We start from the raw sequence: 15,111 nt of genomic DNA, 5'->3' as shown, positions 1-15,111 counted from the left end.
GCCAGGTACACCACTGGGCAGCCCTTCTGTTCGTCGCATCTGTCTCCGTACACATGCTCCGCGTGTTCTTCACCGGCGCATTCCGCAAGCCCCGCGAACTGAACTGGGTGGTGGGCAGCGTCCTGCTCATCCTCTCCATGGCCGCAGGCTTCACCGGCTACTCGCTCCCCGATGACCTGCTCTCCGGCAACGGCCTGCGCATCATCGACGGCGTCATCAAGTCCATCCCGGTCATCGGCACCTACACCTCGTTCTTCCTATTCGGCGGCGAATTCCCGGGCACCATGATCATCAGCCGCCTGTACATGCTCCACATCCTCCTGGTTCCCGCGCTCATCCTGCTGATGATCGTGATGCACCTCTTCATGGTGGTTGTGCACAAGCACACGCAGTACCCCGGCCCGGGCCGCAACGACGGCAACGTCGTCGGCTACCCCCTGGGACCGGTTTACGCGGCGAAGGCCGGCGGCTTCTTCTTCATCGTGTTCGGTGTCGTTGCCATCATGGCGGCGTTCTTCACCATTAACCCGATCTGGAACTACGGCCCGTACGACCCCTCCCCGGTTTCTGCAGGCACCCAGCCTGACTGGTACATCGGCTTCGTTGACGGCGCCCTCCGCCTGATGCCGGGCACGATCGGTGACTGGAAGGTCGAGCAGATCTGGTTCGGCCACATGTTCACGTTCAACGTGCTGCTGCCGGCACTCGTCCCGGCGGGCATACTCTTCACGGTCATGTTCGCCTACCCGTGGATTGAACGCTGGATCACCAAGGACAACCGCGAGCACCACGTCCTGGACCGCCCCCGCAATGCTCCTACCCGTACGGCAATCGGCATGGCCGGTTTCGTCTGGTACTGCGTCATGTGGGCAGCGGCCGGCTCGGACCTCATCGCCACCCACTTCCACGTGGCCCTGAACGATGTCACCTACTGGCTGCGCGCACTGTTCTTCATCGGCCCGGTTATCGCGTTCATCGTCACGAAGCGGGTCGCCCTGGCGCTCCAGCGCAAGGACCGCGAGATTGCCCTGCACGGCCGTGAAACCGGCCGCATCGTGCGCCTGCCGCACGGCGAGTTCATCGAGGTCCACGCCCCGCTGGATGAATACAAGCGCTACAAGCTGGTCGGGTTCGAGTCACCGGCCCCGCTGCCTGCGGTGCCGAACGAGCACGGCGTCGTGGACCGCAAGGAAAAGCGCCGCGCGAAGCTGTCCCGCTGGTTCTTCGAGGACCGGGTTGCCCCGGCCACTCCGGCAGAGCTGGAGGCCGCTCACGGCCACCACGGCGCCCACGAAGCGATTGAAACCGCTGAGTCGAAGTCGCTGAGCCACTAGGCGGCACCAAGCACCACGCAGGAAGGCCCGGTCCCCTTGGGGACCGGGCCTTCCTGCTTCCCCGGAAACGACAGAAACGACTGCAACGCGGGGCACTTCGCGCCCTAACCCCCTCGGCGGGACGGGCGCGGAGTGCCCCGCGTTGCTGTGGTCAGGGGCGGTACCCCGAGGCGTAGTTCCGGGTGGGCCGGACGCCAGGGCGCTGCAGGGGCACCCAGAGCTTGTAGCGGTCAGCCCGGTAGTAGGACACGGAGTAGTCCACCATCGCGCGGGCCACGAACGCGTGGCGCTGGATCTTGAGCAGCGGGGTTCCGACCTCGACGTTCAGGAGACGGGCCGTGGACGGCGACGCAGCCGTCGCCTCGATCATGTCCTCACCCCATTCCATCACCAGCCCGTAGCGTTCGCTCAGCACGTTGTAGAGCGATGTGGGCGGTTCGCCGTCCAGCAGGCCGGGAACCCGGTGGGCCGGGATGAAGTTTTCATCCACGCTCATCGGTTCGTTGTCGGCCAGCAGGAGGCGCCGGAACCGGACCAGGGGTGTCCCCTCCTCCAACTGCAGCTCACGGGCCAGGAAAGCGCTGGCGCCAATCTGCTCGAAGCTCAGGACCTTGGCGGCCGGGACCATGCCGCGGCGCTGCATCTCTTCGCTGTAGGAAGTCAGCTTTACCTGGAGATCCAATTTGGGTTTGCGCACAAACGTACCCAGGCCCACGACGCGTTCAATCACTTCCTCACCTACGAGGGCATCGATGGCTTGGCGCACGGTCATCCGGGCGAGGCCGAAGCGCTGGGCGAGGTCCCGTTCGGAGGGCAGCGCAGATCCGGGCGGGCACGCGGCGGCGATGTGCGCGCGGAGGATCTCGCGCAACTGCACGTAGATCGGCACCCCGCTCTGACGGTCGATCTCGCCAATCATCTTGGACGCGTTAGTGGACGCCATGGTCCACGCTCCGGTTGCGGCCCGGCGCGGGAAATACACTCATATCTCAAGGGTAAGCCCGTGACGCGGCAGGTCTAGACCACGCCGCCGACTCAAGTCGTGCCGGGTACTCCCCCGCCGCTACCCTTGTAGGTACAGGCCGTGGCCGGGGCAATGCCGCCCGCCCGGTCTGACGGACTGCCTGCCGGACGCCCTCCATCTTGGTCACCGGTCGCGTGGCCAGCCCGTGCAGCAGCAACACGTACAGAACAACACCAGCATGAGGGAGTCCCGTTGCCAGTTCGCAAGGCAATCGTCACGGCCGCCATCGGCCTCCACGCCCGGCCGGCGGCAGTATTTGTCCGGGCGGTCACGGCGACCGGCCTCCCGGTGACCATCAGCAAGGACGGCAGGCCAGGCGTCGACGCCCGCTCGCTGCTGGAGGTCATGACCGAGGACTTCGAGTGCGGCTGTGAGGTGGAGCTGGCCGTCGCTGCGGACGCCCTCCCGGCATCCTGCAGCCCCGCAGAGGCCGAGGGTGCGCTGGAGGAACTCCGGATCCTCTTGGAATCGGCAGCGGCCGCCTGAGGGCCTCCCCGCTCCCATTCCGCGGCCCGCAGTGCGGTGCCGCCCTCCAGGCGGGACGCTGCGCAGGCGGGACGCTGCGCAGGCGGGCTGGGCGTGCGGGGACGCGCCGCACCCGGCCGGCAGGAACGCAGGAACGCAGGAACCAAGACAAACGACGGCGGGCCCCACCATTGGTGGGGCCCGCCGTCGTGCGTTCTTAACTACTATTCCGGGTGGGCGCTAGTGCGCGTGGTCACCGCGGCTGTACTCGTAGACCCAGCCGACCAGTGCGACCACTGCCATCCCGCCGGCGATGAAGACGATCCACCAACCCACGGCCAGGCCGAGGAACCCTGCGGCGCAGGACAGGCCCAGCATCAGCGGCCACCAGCTCCAGGGGCTGAAGTGTCCCTGTTCGCCGGCGCCTTCGTGGATCTCTGCGTCGTTGCGGTCCTCGGGGCGCATGCCCACGCGGCGGCCGGTGAAGCCGAGGTAAGCGCCGATCATGCCGGCGAGTCCGCCAACCAGCAGGATGGCCAGTGCGCCCACCCATTCAGTCCAGTTGGTCAGGTATCCGTAGATGAATGCAACGGGCACGAAGAAAAAGACGCCGAAGCCAAAGATCCTTGATTCGATTTTCACTTGGCGGTGTCCTTCTGGTCGGCGTTACCGAGAGCCGCTGCTGCCGGAGCAGGCGAATCCGCGGTGTAGGACTGGGAGAGCTCCGGGTGGTGCAGGTCCAGGGCGGGACGCTCGGAGCGGATGCGGGGCAGGGAGGTGAAGTTGTGACGCGGCGGCGGGCAAGACGTGGCCCATTCCAGCGAGGCACCGAAGCCCCACGGGTCGTCAACTTCCACACGCTCGTTGCTTCGCCAGGTGATGTAGACGTTCCAGAAGAACGGAATCAGCGAGGCGCCGAGGACGAACGAGGCGATGGTGGAGAACTGGTTCATCCACGTGAAGTTATCCTGCGGCATGTAGTCGGCGTAGCGGCGGGGCATGCCCTCGACGCCGAGCCAGTGCTGGATCAGGAAGGTGCCGTGGAAGCCCAGGAACAGCATCCAGAAGTGGATCTTGCCGAGGCGCTCGTTGAGCATCTTGCCGGTCCACTTGGGCCACCAGAAGTAGAACCCGGCGAACATGGCGAACACRACGGTGCCGAAGACCACGTAGTGGAAGTGCGCCACCACGAAGTAGGAGTCCGAGACGTGGAAGTCCAGCGGCGGCGAGGCCAGGATGATGCCGGTGAGGCCGCCGAAGAGGAACGTCGCCAGGAAGCCGATGCTCCACAGCATGGGGGTCTCGAACGTGATGGAACCGCGCCACATGGTGCCGATCCAGTTGAAGAACTTCACACCGGTCGGAACGGCGATGAGCATCGTCATGAAGGAGAAGAACGGCAGCAGGACCGAGCCGGTGACGTACATGTGGTGGGCCCACACAGTCACGGACAGGGCGGCGATGGAGATGGTCGCGTAGACCAGGCCCTTGTAGCCGAAGATCGGCTTGCGGCTGAAGACCGGGAAGATCTCGGAGACGATGCCGAAGAACGGCAGCGCGATGATGTACACCTCAGGGTGGCCGAAGAACCAGAACAGGTGCTGCCAGAGGACGGCACCGCCGTTCTCGGGATCGAAGATGTGCGCACCGAAGCGGCGGTCGGCGCCGAGGGCAAACAGCGCGGCGGCCAGCGGCGGGAAGGCCATCAGGACCAGGATGGAGGTCACGAGGGCGTTCCAGGTGAAGATCGGCATCCGCCACATGGTCATGCCCGGGGCGCGCATGCAGATGATGGTGGTGATGAAGTTGACGGCGCCGAGGATGGTGCCGAAGCCGGAGAGCGCCAGGCCGAAGACCCAGAGGTCGCCGCCCACGCCGGGGCTGAACGTCGTGTTGGACAGGGGCGCGTACGCGAACCAGCCGAACGACGCGGCACCCTGCGGGGTGATGAACCCGGAGACGGCGATCGTGGAGCCGAAGAGGAAGAACCAGAAGGCCAGTGCGTTCAGTCGCGGGAAGGCGACGTCGGGGGCACCGATCTGCAGCGGCATGATGACGTTGGTGAAGCCGGCGAACAGCGGCGTCGCGAACATCAGCAGCATGACGGTGCCGTGCATGGTGAAGAGCTGGTTGTACTGCTCTTTGGTCTGCAGGATCTGCATGCCGGGCTCGAAGAGCTCGGCACGGATCAGCAGCGCCATGATGCCGCCGAAGCAGAAGAAGATGAACGACGCGATCAGGTACATGTACCCGATCGTTTTGTGGTCGGTCGAGGTGATCCAGTTGACGACGATGCGTCCCTTGGACTTCGGTACTACGGGAGCCTCGAGGATCCCGGCGGATTGAGTGTAAGTTGCCACGTCGCTCCCCTTACTTGGTTTCGGCCGGGGCCGGGTTGCGGTCGTACTCTTCACCGAGCAGGCCGGTGTTCCCGTCCTGGCGCAGCTGGTTCATGTGCGCCTGGAACTCCGACTCGGAGACAACCTTCACGCGGAACAGCATTTCGGAGTGGTACTCGCCACAGAGTTCGGCGCACTTACCGTCGTAGGTGCCCTCCCTGGTGGGCGTCAACCGGATGTAGTTGGTCTTGCCGGGAATCATGTCGCGCTTCTGCAGGAAGGCAGGAACCCAGAAAGAGTGGATGACGTCGCGCGCGTTGAGCTCGAGGTCAACCGACTTGTTAACCGGGAGGTACAGGGTGGGCAGCTTGTTCTTGTCCACGTCGTTACCGGTCAGGTGCGCCTGGACGCCGGCTTCGTGCACGTCCTCGGTGACGACGTTGCCCTTCAAGTAGTTGAAGTCCCACGCCCACTGCTTGCCGCGGACGTCGACGACGACGTCGGCCGGCGTTGAGCGGTCATCGATCGACTGCTGGTCGCGGTCGGTGAAGTAGAAGAACACCAGGACCATGAACAGCGGGATCGTCAGGTAGAACACTTCAAGCGGAAGGTTGAAGCTGTTCTGGCGCGGGAAGCCCACGGTGCCCTTGCGGCGCCGGTAAGCGACGATGCACCAGATCATCAGGCCCCAGGTGATGATGCCGACGACCAGCGCGGCAATCCATGAGTTGACCCAGAGGTCCATGATGAGGTCAGTGTGATTGGTGGTGCCACGCTCGGTGGGCAACCAGCCCTTCTGTACCTCTGGTGAACATCCAGTCAAAGCCAACGCGCCGGCTAGTGCCAAGCCAGTGATCGTAGTGATCTGTTTGCGTCGGCTGCCGGTTCGGTTCTGCGAACTCACAGACGGCCCTTCCTACTTGTTGCTGTTGCCCCGCAAATTACGGGCAGGGCAAACGAAAAGTTTTACTACTCGGTGTAGAGCTTACCGCTCCCCGGGAGTTTTCGCCCACATGTCCGCACCGTGCGTCGGGAGCTTTTTGTAGGCGCCGCTCGTTGAGGACCCTGCGGCACTAAGGCCGGGCAAAATGCCCGGCCTTAGTGGAAGGAATTAGTGGAAAGAATCTCCGCAGGCGCAGGACCCGCCGGCATTCGGGTTGTCGATCGTGAAGCCCTGCTTGGCGATGGTGTCCTCGAAATCGATGCTGGCACCGCTGAGGTAAGGAACGCTCATCTTGTCGACGACGACTTCCACCCCGTCGTAGTCGCGCACTGCATCCCCGTCGAGCAGCCGCTCGTCGAAGTACAGCTGGTAAATCAGGCCGGAGCAACCGCCGGGCTGCACGGCAACGCGGAGGCGCAGATCGGTGCGCCCTTCCTGCTCCAGCAGGCTGCGGACCTTTCCGGCCGCGACGTCGGTCAGCATGACCTCGTGCGTGGCCAGCTCGCCGGCCTCGGCGGCAGAGTTGCCGGCGCTGTTTTCATTGGTTGTAGTGCTCATGGCCTACCTTCTTGCAACGGTGGTGGCGGCCCCGCTCACACGGTGCCCGCCCCTACTTAAACGGTATGGGCTATAGCTACATGCTACTTCGCGCAGCCCTGTAGCTCTAACTTCTGACGTAACCGTGGGAGACGGCTGGATGTTCCCCGGGACGCGGCAGGCGCGGGGGCTAGAGCGCGCCTTCGTTGTTCAGGCGCGCGAGCAGCAGGGCCTCGGCGACAATTGCGTTCCGGAAGTCACCCAGGTGCAGCGATTCGTTGGCGCTGTGGGCTCGGGAATCGGGATCCTCGACGCCGGTGACCAGGATCTGCACGTCCGGGTAGAGCTCGGTGAGGTCCGCGATGAAGGGGATCGATCCGCCGATCCCCATTTCGACGGCGGGCACGCCCCAGGCCTCGCCCAGGGCCCACATGGCCACGGACGCGGCCTTCGAGCTCGTGTCTGTCAGGAAGGAGTTGCCGCTCTCCCCCGGGGTGAACACCACCTCAGCGCCGAACGGGGCGTGGGTTTCGACGTGCTGGCGGACAGCCTCCATGGCGGCTGCCGGGTCCTGCCCCGGGGCCAGGCGCAGGCTGAACTTGGCCCGGGCCCGCGGCAGCAGGGTGTTGGAGGCCACGTCCACGGCCGGGGCGTCAAAGCCGATGATGGACAGGGCGGGCTTGGTCCACATGCGTGAGGCAATGCTGCCGGTCCCGGCGAGCTTCACGCCGTCGAGCACGGAGGCGTCGGCGCGGTACTCCTCCTCGGTGAGGTCGACAACCACGTCATCGCGGCTCACCAGGCCCTTGATCGCGACACTGCCCTCGTCGTCGTGGAGGGTCGCGATCAGGCGGGCCAGCAGGGTCGGGGCGTCGAGCACGGGGCCGCCGAACATGCCCGAGTGCACGGCGTGGTCCAGGACCTTGACCTCGATGGTGCCGTCCACCAGGCCGCGCAGGCTGGTGGTCAGGGCTGGAATGCCGACCTTCCAGTTGCTGGAGTCGGCCACGACGATCACGTCGGCGCGGAGCAGCTCGCGGTGGGTTTCCAGGAACTGCCGGAACGTTGGCGAGCCGGCCTCCTCTTCGCCCTCGAAGAAGAACGTCACGCCCAGGCCCAGTTCGTCACCGAGCACGCGCGTGACCGCAGAGTAGGCGGCGATGTGCGCCAGGATGCCGGCCTTGTCATCGGCGGCACCGCGGCCGAAGAGCCTGCCGTCGCGCTCGACGGCGGTAAAGGGGTCGGTTTCCCACAGTGCCAGGTCGCCGGTGGGCTGGACGTCGTGGTGGGCGTACAGCAGGACTGTCGGCTTGCCCTCCGCGGCCGGGCGGCGGGCGACGACGGCGGGCCCGCCGGGCGTCCCGTCTTCCTTGTCGCAGCGGAGGATCCGGACGTCGTCGAAGCCGCTGGCCCGCACGAGGCTGGCGACGGCGTCGGCGCTGCGGTTCAACGGGGCGGGATCAAAGCTGGGCCAGGCGATGCCCGGAATGGCAACAAGGTCCGTCAGCTGGCCGATCGTCTCGTCGAACGATTCGGCAACGGCCTGGCGGAGGGCCTCGGCATCGATGGTGCCCTCGTGGTCCATGGTGGTCTGCGGGTTCCCCGCGGTAGATGAAGTCATGGCCAAAACACTACCCGTGCTCTGAATCACTACAAACAGCGTCACGCCCGGGCCTGCGCCGTGTGGGCTGGGTCTCGGGCCTGTGTCTGCGGGGTATTCTTTAGGGGTGTTTGGACGTAAAAAGGAAGCGCCATCGGCGCAGGACGTAGTTGACCAGCAGGCATCCGAGGCAGCAGCCCGTAGCGCCGTGACCGGCAAGGGCACACCCACGCCCAAGCGCAGCGCCCAGGAGGCGGCCCGCAAGCGGCCCCTCGTGCCGGAGGACCGCAAGGCTTCCAAGGCTGCCGAGCGCGCCGCCGTCACGGAGCAGCGGCTCAAGATGCGGCAGGCCATGGACACCGGTGACGATAAGTTCCTGCCGCTGCGGGACAAGGGTCCGCAGAAGCGGTTCGCCCGTGATTTTGTCGATGCCCGCTTCAGCCTTGGCGAGTTCCTCATGTTCGGCGCCCTGCTGTTTGTCATCATCTCCTTGCTCGTGCCGGCCTCCAGCGCACAGATGGTCTACGTCCTGGGCGCCTTCTGGGTCATGTTCCTCGCGGTCTTCGTGGACGTCTTTATCCTCTCCCGCAAGCTTAAGAAACGGCTCGGCGAAAAGTTCGGCGACGTCGAGCGCGGCACCGTCTGGTACGGCTCCATGCGCTCCCTGCAGTTCCGCCGCCTGCGCCTGCCCAAGCCCCAGGTCCGGCGCGGCGAGTTCCCCGCCTGACATTTCCCTTCCACGATTCTTCAACCAAGAAGCCCCCGGCAGTCACCTGTCGGGGGCTTCTTGGTTGCTGCGACCGGTCCGGCCCGATCGCAGCGCAAGGGCTAGCGCCGGCTCGGGTGGGTGGCCAGCAGCCGGTTGATGCGGGCGGCCCAGAAAGGTCCCTCGTAAAGGAACGCCGTGTAGCCCTGGACGAGGGTGGCGCCGGCGTCCAGCCGTTCCTGCACGTCCTGTGCCGTTTCGACGCCCCCCACCGAGACCAGGGTCAGCGCTCCGCCGGTGACGGACTTGAGCCGGGCCAGGACCTCCAGGGACCGTTTCTTCAGGGGCGCCCCGGAAAGACCTCCTGCTCCGCACGCCTCAACCTTGTCGGGGCTGGAGGCGAGCCCGGTGCGGGCGATCGTGGTGTTGGTGGCTATGATGCCGTCCAGCTTCAGGTCAAGCGCCAGGCGCGCGACGTCGTCGATGTCCTCATCACTGAGGTCGGGCGCGATCTTGACCAGGAGGGGAACGTGGCGGCCGGCGGCCTTGTCCGCCTCCTCCCCCACTGCGGCCAGCAGCGGGCGCAGGGTCTCCACGTCCTGCAGCAGCCGAAGACCGGGGGTGTTGGGCGAGCTGACGTTCACCACGAGATAGTCCGCAGCGGGGGCCAGGCTGCGCGCGCTGATCAGGTAATCGGACACCGCATCCTCGAGCCCGACCACCTTGCTCTTGCCGATGTTCACCCCGATCACGGGCCGGACGCCGGGGTGCTGGCGCTGCAGGGCGGCGCGGGCGGACTTCAGGCGCGGGGCCACCGCCGCGGCGCCGTCGTTGTTGAACCCCATGCGGTTGACGACGGCCCTGTCCTCCACGAGGCGGAACAGCCGCGGCGCCGGGTTCCCGGGCTGGGCCTGGCCGGTGATGGTGCCGACCTCCACATGGCCGAAGCCGAGCTCCGCCAGCGCCTCGATGCCGTGGCCTTCCTTGTCGAAGCCGGCCGCCAGGCCGAATGGGGACGGGAAGGTCAGGCCAAACGCCTGGGTCTGCAGCGACGCCGCGGGGGCGGTGAACTTCTGCAGCAACCGCCCGGCACCGCAGCTGTGGGCGAGGCGGATGGCCTTGAACCCGATCTTATGGGCGCGTTCGGCGTCCATCCATGAGAAGGCCAGCCGGAAAAATGTGGGATATACGCGCATGCCTCTAGTTTTCCGGTTCGGGCCGCGCAGACCAAACCGGCGCACCCGCCGGCAGGGTTGTGACTGCCCGTTGTGACTGTCGTTGTGACTGCGGCGCCCCGCGCCCGGGCCCGGCGGCGGAAGTGCGCCGGCGCGAGTTAGCATGAAGCCATGACCAGCAATGAGGGTGTCGGAACGGCCGGCCGTGGGGCTTCGGGTCGCGGGATCGAGGCCGACGTTGTGGTGGTCGGCGCCGGCCTGGCAGGGCTCGTGGCCGCGGCCCAGGCCTATGCCGCCGGCCGCCGGGTGGCGGTGCTCGATCAGGAACCCGAGGCCTCCGTCGGCGGCCAGGCGCACTGGTCCTTCGGCGGCCTCTTCATGGTCAACACTCCGGAGCAGCGGCGGCTCGGGGTGAGGGACAGTGAAGAGCTGGCCCTCGCCGACTGGCATGCGTCGGCGGGATTCGACCGGCCGGAGGACGCCCTGGCGAAGGAGTGGGCGGCGGCGTACGTGAACTTCGCCGCCGGTGAGAAGCGTGGCTGGCTCGCCGCGCTGGGCGTCGGGCTGTTTCCCCTGGTGCAGTGGGCCGAACGCGGCGGCTACGGCCCGGACGGCCACGGCAACACTGTCCCGCGCTTCCATGTCGCGTGGGGCACGGGACCGGCGCTGGTGGCCCCCTTCCTTGCCAAGCTGCGCGAAGGCGAAGCCGCCGGCCGCGTGTCCTTCCATTTCCGCCACCGCGCCACCGGGCTCGTGAAAACCGCGGGCCGGGTGAGCGGCGTGCGTGGCGAATTGCTCGAAGCCAGCGGCGCAGGCCGGGGCGAAAGCTCTTCACGACGCCCGGCCGGTACTTTCGAGGCTGCGGCCGCGGCCGTGGTGGTGACAAGCGGCGGCATCGGCGGCAACCACAATGTGGTCCGCAAGCAGTGGCCAGTCGGCGCGGCGCCGGAGCGGATGCTGAGTGGCGTGCCGGCATCCGTGGACGGGGACTTCCTCCCGGCCGTGGGCCGCGCCGGCGGACTCCTCATCAACGGGGACCGGATGTGGCATTACCCGGAGGGTATCCACAACCATGCCCCGGTCTGGCCGCGGCACGGCATCCGGATCCTGCCCGGACCGTCGGCCCTGTGGCTGGACGCGACGGGGCGGATGCTCCCGCCTCCGCTGTTTCCGGGCTTCGATTCGCTCGGCGCCCTGCGCCACATCCTGGCCACGGGACATGCCCATTCATGGTTCGTCCTGAACCGCAGCATCGCGCTGAAGGAGTTCGCGCTGTCAGGATCCGAGCAGAACCCGGATCTCACGGGCAAGGACGTCCGGCGGCTGGTCTCACGGCTGAAGCCCGGCAGCGATACACCGCTGCAGCGGTTCCTGGACCGCGGGGTGGACTTCCTGCAGGCAGCGGACCCCGCCGGGCTCGCCGGGCAGATGAACGATCTGACGGGCGGGCAGCTCATCGACTCCGCGGCCCTGGAGCAGCTGATCCGCGACCGGGACCGGCAGTTTGCCAGCGGGATGGGCAAGGATCCGCAGCTGGCGGCGATCCGGGCAGCGCGGCGTTTCGCCACCGACAAGATCATGCGGGTCGCCCCGCCGCACCGGCTGCTGGATCCGCGGCACGGTCCCCTGCTCGCCGTCCGGCTCTCGGTCCTGACGCGCAAGAGCCTTGGCGGTGTGCAGACAGATCTGCAGTCGCGGGTCCTGGATGCCACCGGACAGCCCGTGCCCGGGCTGTTCGCGGCCGGTGAAGCCGCAGGGTTTGGCGGCGGCGGAATCCACGGCTACCGGGCACTCGAGGGAACGTTCCTGGGCGGATGCCTCTTCTCCGGACGTTCCGCGGGCCGGGCCGCTGCGTCCGCGGCCTAGTCCGGGCAGGCACTCAGTTACACAGGAGGAAAGTCGATGCAGTGGCGGACCGACATTCTCGGGGATGATTTCCAGGCGTGCACCTTTGAGGCCGTCAGCCCTGACGGTGTGCTGCGCACTGCCACCCTGGTCCGCCATACCCCGCTCCCGCCGGCACCATCGGCGCTGCCGGCCCGGGCTGTGCTGTTCCTGCACGGCTGGAGTGACTACTTCTTCAATGAGGAGCTCGCGGAATTCTGGGCGGGGCAGGGGTTTGAGTTTTTCGCCCTCGACATGCACAACCATGGCCGCAGCCTGCGCCCGGGCACCCACGGCGGCTACGTCGCGGACCTGGACAACTACGACGCCGAAATCACTGCAGCGCTCGGGATCATCGGTTCGCTCAGGCCGGGCGCCACGCCGCCGCGGGTGACGCTGATGGGACACTCCACCGGCGGCCTGATCGCGGCGCTGTGGGCCGACCGGCATCCGGGGATGGTGTCACAGCTGGTCCTGGACAGCCCATGGCTGGAAGTCCACGGCAGCCCCGCCCTGCGCCGGGCCGCGCGGACCATGGTGGAGCCGTTCGCCCGGTTCTGGCCGGAATCTGTGATCCGGCTGCCCGAGCGGGCCTTCTACTGGCGCAGCATCAGCAGCGCCGCGGAAGGCGAATGGGCCCTGGACGATGCCTACCGTCCGCCGCACGCCTTTCCGGTCCGCGCCGGCTGGCTCAGCGCCGTGCTCGCCGGGCAGTCCAGGGTGGCGCGTGGGCTGAACATCGATGTGCCCATCCTGGTGCTCATCTCGGGCGCCAGCGCCAACGGGATGTTCTGGAAGGAGTCCATGCGCCGCACGGACGCGGTCCTGGACGTGAACACAATCGCCCTCCGCGCGCTCAGCCTGGGCCGCACCGTGACGTTGGAGCGGATTGACGGCGCCCTGCATGACGTCTTCCTCTCCGCCCCGCGGGTCCGCGCGGACGCCTATGCCCGGCTGTCCCGGTGGATCAGGGCGTACGTCTACGACTGACGCGGATCAGCTGACCTGGCCGCCCGCGGCGGGAGCGGCGTCGATGGCTCCACCGTAGCGGCGGTCCCGCTGTGCATAGATCTCGACGGCGTCCCACAGCGTCCGCCGGTCCACGTCCGGCCACAGGGTGTCCATGAACACGAACTCGGCATAGGCCGACTGCCAGAGCATGAAGTTGGACAGCCGCTGTTCCCCGGAACTGCGCAGGAACAGGTCCACGTCCGGCAGGTCCGGCTCGTCGAGGAACTTCTGGATGGTCCGCTCGGTGATGGCCCCCGGCTTCAGCCGGCCCTGGGCCACTTCCTCCGCGATCGCGGAGACGGCGTCGGCGATCTCGGCCCGTCCGCCGTAGTTGACGCACATGTTCAGGGTGCAGGTGCTGTTTCCCCGGGTGTAGTCCTCGGCCTCTTCGAGTTCGCGGATCACGGAGCCCCACAGCTTCGGGCGCCGCCCGGACCAGCGGATCCGGACCCCCCATTCATCGAGCTGGTTCCGTTGCCGGCGCAGGACGTCCTTGTTGAAGCCCATCAGGAAGCGCACCTCCTCAGGGGACCGCCGCCAGTTCTCGGTGGAGAAGGCGTACACGCTGACGTATTCGATCCCCAGCTCGATCGCGCCGGCCATGACGTCCAGCAGGGCAGGCTCCCCCGCCTTGTGGCCCTCGATCCGTGGCAGGCCGCGCTGGTTCGCCCAGCGCCCGTTGCCGTCCATGACGATCGCCACATGCCGCGGGATGAACTCCGCGGGAATCGCGGGCGGAACAGCGCCGGACGGGTGCGGATAGGGAGCCACCACCGGGGTGGTCCGCCGCCGGCCGTTGGACTGTTTCGCCTGGCTTTTCTCCAGGTTCTTTCCCAGGCTTCTTCCCAATGCCACTTCTACGTTCGCTCCACATGTTTGAGGGATTTCAGGACTCGTTCCAGGTGCCACTGGAGGTAGCTGGCTACCAGTCCGGCCGCTTCCCGGCGGTGGACGGAGGCTGAGGCATCCGCCGTCGTCCAGTTTCCGGTGAGCAGGGCACCCATGAGGAGCACCGTCTCCGGGGCCGGCGCGGGCGATCCCGGCGGCCGGCACCCGTGGCAGACCATGCCGCCGAGCGGCGCGGAAAAGGCGGTGTGCGGCCCGGACGCACCGCACCGGGCGCAGTCGGTGAAGCTGGGCGCCCAGCCGCCGGTCGCGAGGGCGCGGAGCAGGTAGGAATCCAAGATGAGTTCGGGGGCGTGGTCGCCCCGGCTCAGGGACGCGAGGGCCCCCACCAGCAGGTTGTACTGGGCGGTCCCGGCTTCACCGTCGACGTCGGTGAGCTTCTCCGCCGTCTCGGTCATGGCGGCCGCCACCGTGTACCGGCCATAGTCCGCGGCGATGTTCCCGCCGTAGGCGCCCTTGGCCACGGCCTGCGTGACGACGTCCAGGGTGCGCCCGGAAATCAGCTGGAGATCGGCCACCATAAACGGTTCCAGCCTGGCGCCGAACCGGCTGCTGGTGCGACGTACCCCCTTGGCCACCGCCCGCACCTGGCCGTGGTGCTTGGTCAGCAGGGTGATGATCCGGTCGGCCTCGCCCAGCTTATGGGTGCGCAGCACGACGGCGTCATCACGGTAGGCACGCGCAGCAAAGGATTGTTGGACCACGGTTAATCTTCGCATTGTCTTTACGGAATCACGGCATGGGCAGGGCCGCCGAGGTAGAACGGTAAAAGAAGGAGGTAAAAGACGGAGGCAAAATACTGCGCCGCCGGAGTGTTTCCGGCGGCGCAGTTATGCGTTGTTTGACAGTGCCTGCCCGTCCTCGGAGGCATCAGACAGGGACAGATCAGGCGCGGGCGTCCCGGATGGCGCGGTTCACGGCCGAGATGACGGCCTTGAGGGCTGACGTGCTCGTGTTGGCGTCGATCCCTACGCCCCAGAGCACGCGCTCCCCCACGGCGCATTCGACATACGCGGCGGCCAGGGCGCTGCCGCCCTCGGAGAGTGCGTGTTCGCTGTAATCCAGGACCCGGACGTCCACACCGTCCTCGCGCAGGATGCTCAGCAGGGCCGCGATGGGGCCGTTCCCGGTCCCGGTCCGGCGGACCTGGGTCCCGTCGATCTTCAGGGCGGCGGTCAGGGTCATGT

General features: G+C 67.1%; 15 protein-coding genes. 5 read left to right on the top strand and 10 right to left on the bottom strand.

Going from position 1 to position 15,111, the window contains the following annotated elements:
* A partial coding sequence (gene qcrB / locus AC1D1W_RS16635) for a cytochrome bc1 complex cytochrome b subunit (RefSeq protein WP_476944260.1) occupies window positions 1-1,334 on the top strand: 1,334 nt, incomplete at its 5' end.
* Window positions 1,335-1,485: 151 nt separating this feature from the next.
* On the opposite strand, the gene AC1D1W_RS16630 is transcribed toward qcrB, so the two are convergent.
* Window positions 1,486-2,277, bottom strand: a complete 792-nt coding sequence (locus tag AC1D1W_RS16630) for a GntR family transcriptional regulator (RefSeq protein ID WP_028276728.1) — start codon at window positions 2,275-2,277, stop codon at window positions 1,486-1,488.
* 273 nt (window positions 2,278-2,550) lie between these two features.
* Here AC1D1W_RS16630 and AC1D1W_RS16625 point away from each other — a divergent pair, with 273 nt between their 5' ends.
* Window positions 2,551-2,844: an HPr family phosphocarrier protein gene (locus AC1D1W_RS16625; RefSeq protein WP_028276727.1), complete on the top strand. Its 294-nt coding sequence runs from the start codon at window positions 2,551-2,553 to the stop codon at window positions 2,842-2,844.
* Between the two features lie 219 nt (window positions 2,845-3,063).
* Here AC1D1W_RS16625 and AC1D1W_RS16620 read toward each other — a convergent pair whose 3' ends face one another.
* The 5 genes from AC1D1W_RS16620 to AC1D1W_RS16600 form a co-directional block, all read right to left on the bottom strand.
* Complete coding sequence (locus AC1D1W_RS16620) at window positions 3,064-3,465, bottom strand: cytochrome c oxidase subunit 4 (protein WP_018773077.1); 402 nt, start codon at window positions 3,463-3,465, stop codon at window positions 3,064-3,066.
* A complete protein-coding gene (gene ctaD, locus AC1D1W_RS16615) occupies window positions 3,462-5,183 on the bottom strand; it encodes an aa3-type cytochrome oxidase subunit I (protein WP_223917347.1) in 1,722 nt (573 codons plus the stop codon). Before ctaD ends, AC1D1W_RS16620 begins: the two co-directional genes overlap by 4 nt.
* Before the next feature lie 10 nt (window positions 5,184-5,193).
* On the bottom strand, window positions 5,194-6,066 hold the full coding sequence (gene ctaC, locus AC1D1W_RS16610; RefSeq protein ID WP_028276725.1) for an aa3-type cytochrome oxidase subunit II: 873 nt from the start codon (window positions 6,064-6,066) through the stop codon (window positions 5,194-5,196).
* Window positions 6,067-6,273: 207 nt separating this feature from the next.
* Entirely contained in the window at window positions 6,274-6,663 is a 390-nt protein-coding gene (locus tag AC1D1W_RS16605) for a HesB/IscA family protein (RefSeq protein ID WP_028276724.1), read from the bottom strand.
* A 169-nt stretch (window positions 6,664-6,832) separates the two neighbouring features.
* Complete coding sequence (locus tag AC1D1W_RS16600; protein WP_476944259.1) at window positions 6,833-8,263, bottom strand: M20/M25/M40 family metallo-hydrolase; 1,431 nt, start codon at window positions 8,261-8,263, stop codon at window positions 6,833-6,835.
* Between the two features lie 106 nt (window positions 8,264-8,369).
* Here AC1D1W_RS16600 and AC1D1W_RS16595 point away from each other — a divergent pair, with 106 nt between their 5' ends.
* Complete coding sequence (locus AC1D1W_RS16595; RefSeq protein ID WP_243177414.1) at window positions 8,370-8,969, top strand: DUF3043 domain-containing protein; 600 nt, start codon at window positions 8,370-8,372, stop codon at window positions 8,967-8,969.
* A 101-nt stretch (window positions 8,970-9,070) separates the two neighbouring features.
* On the opposite strand, the gene AC1D1W_RS16590 is transcribed toward AC1D1W_RS16595, so the two are convergent.
* A complete protein-coding gene (locus AC1D1W_RS16590) occupies window positions 9,071-10,144 on the bottom strand; it encodes a quinone-dependent dihydroorotate dehydrogenase (protein WP_476944258.1) in 1,074 nt (357 codons plus the stop codon).
* 150 nt (window positions 10,145-10,294) lie between these two features.
* Here AC1D1W_RS16590 and AC1D1W_RS16585 point away from each other — a divergent pair, with 150 nt between their 5' ends.
* Entirely contained in the window at window positions 10,295-11,989 is a 1,695-nt protein-coding gene (locus tag AC1D1W_RS16585) for an FAD-binding dehydrogenase (RefSeq protein WP_476944257.1), read from the top strand.
* A 36-nt stretch (window positions 11,990-12,025) separates the two neighbouring features.
* Window positions 12,026-12,997, top strand: a complete 972-nt coding sequence (locus tag AC1D1W_RS16580; protein WP_476944256.1) for an alpha/beta hydrolase — start codon at window positions 12,026-12,028, stop codon at window positions 12,995-12,997.
* A 6-nt stretch (window positions 12,998-13,003) separates the two neighbouring features.
* On the opposite strand, the gene AC1D1W_RS16575 is transcribed toward AC1D1W_RS16580, so the two are convergent.
* From AC1D1W_RS16575 to AC1D1W_RS16565, 3 genes are all read right to left on the bottom strand, one after another.
* Window positions 13,004-13,855: an isoprenyl transferase gene (locus AC1D1W_RS16575; RefSeq protein WP_476944261.1), complete on the bottom strand. Its 852-nt coding sequence runs from the start codon at window positions 13,853-13,855 to the stop codon at window positions 13,004-13,006.
* 20 nt (window positions 13,856-13,875) lie between these two features.
* Window positions 13,876-14,628 (bottom strand): DNA repair protein RecO, encoded by a 753-nt coding sequence (gene recO / locus AC1D1W_RS16570; protein WP_028276717.1) that lies wholly within the window; start codon window positions 14,626-14,628, stop codon window positions 13,876-13,878.
* A 181-nt stretch (window positions 14,629-14,809) separates the two neighbouring features.
* Window positions 14,810-15,111: alpha-isopropylmalate synthase regulatory domain-containing protein (locus tag AC1D1W_RS16565; RefSeq protein WP_476944255.1), on the bottom strand; the 302-nt coding region annotated here is incomplete at its 5' end.

It is taken from the genome of Arthrobacter sp. P1_B4, assembly GCF_056406555.1.
The sequence above is the reverse complement of the archived record's forward strand: the minus strand, read 5'-3'. Positions and strand labels throughout refer to the sequence as shown.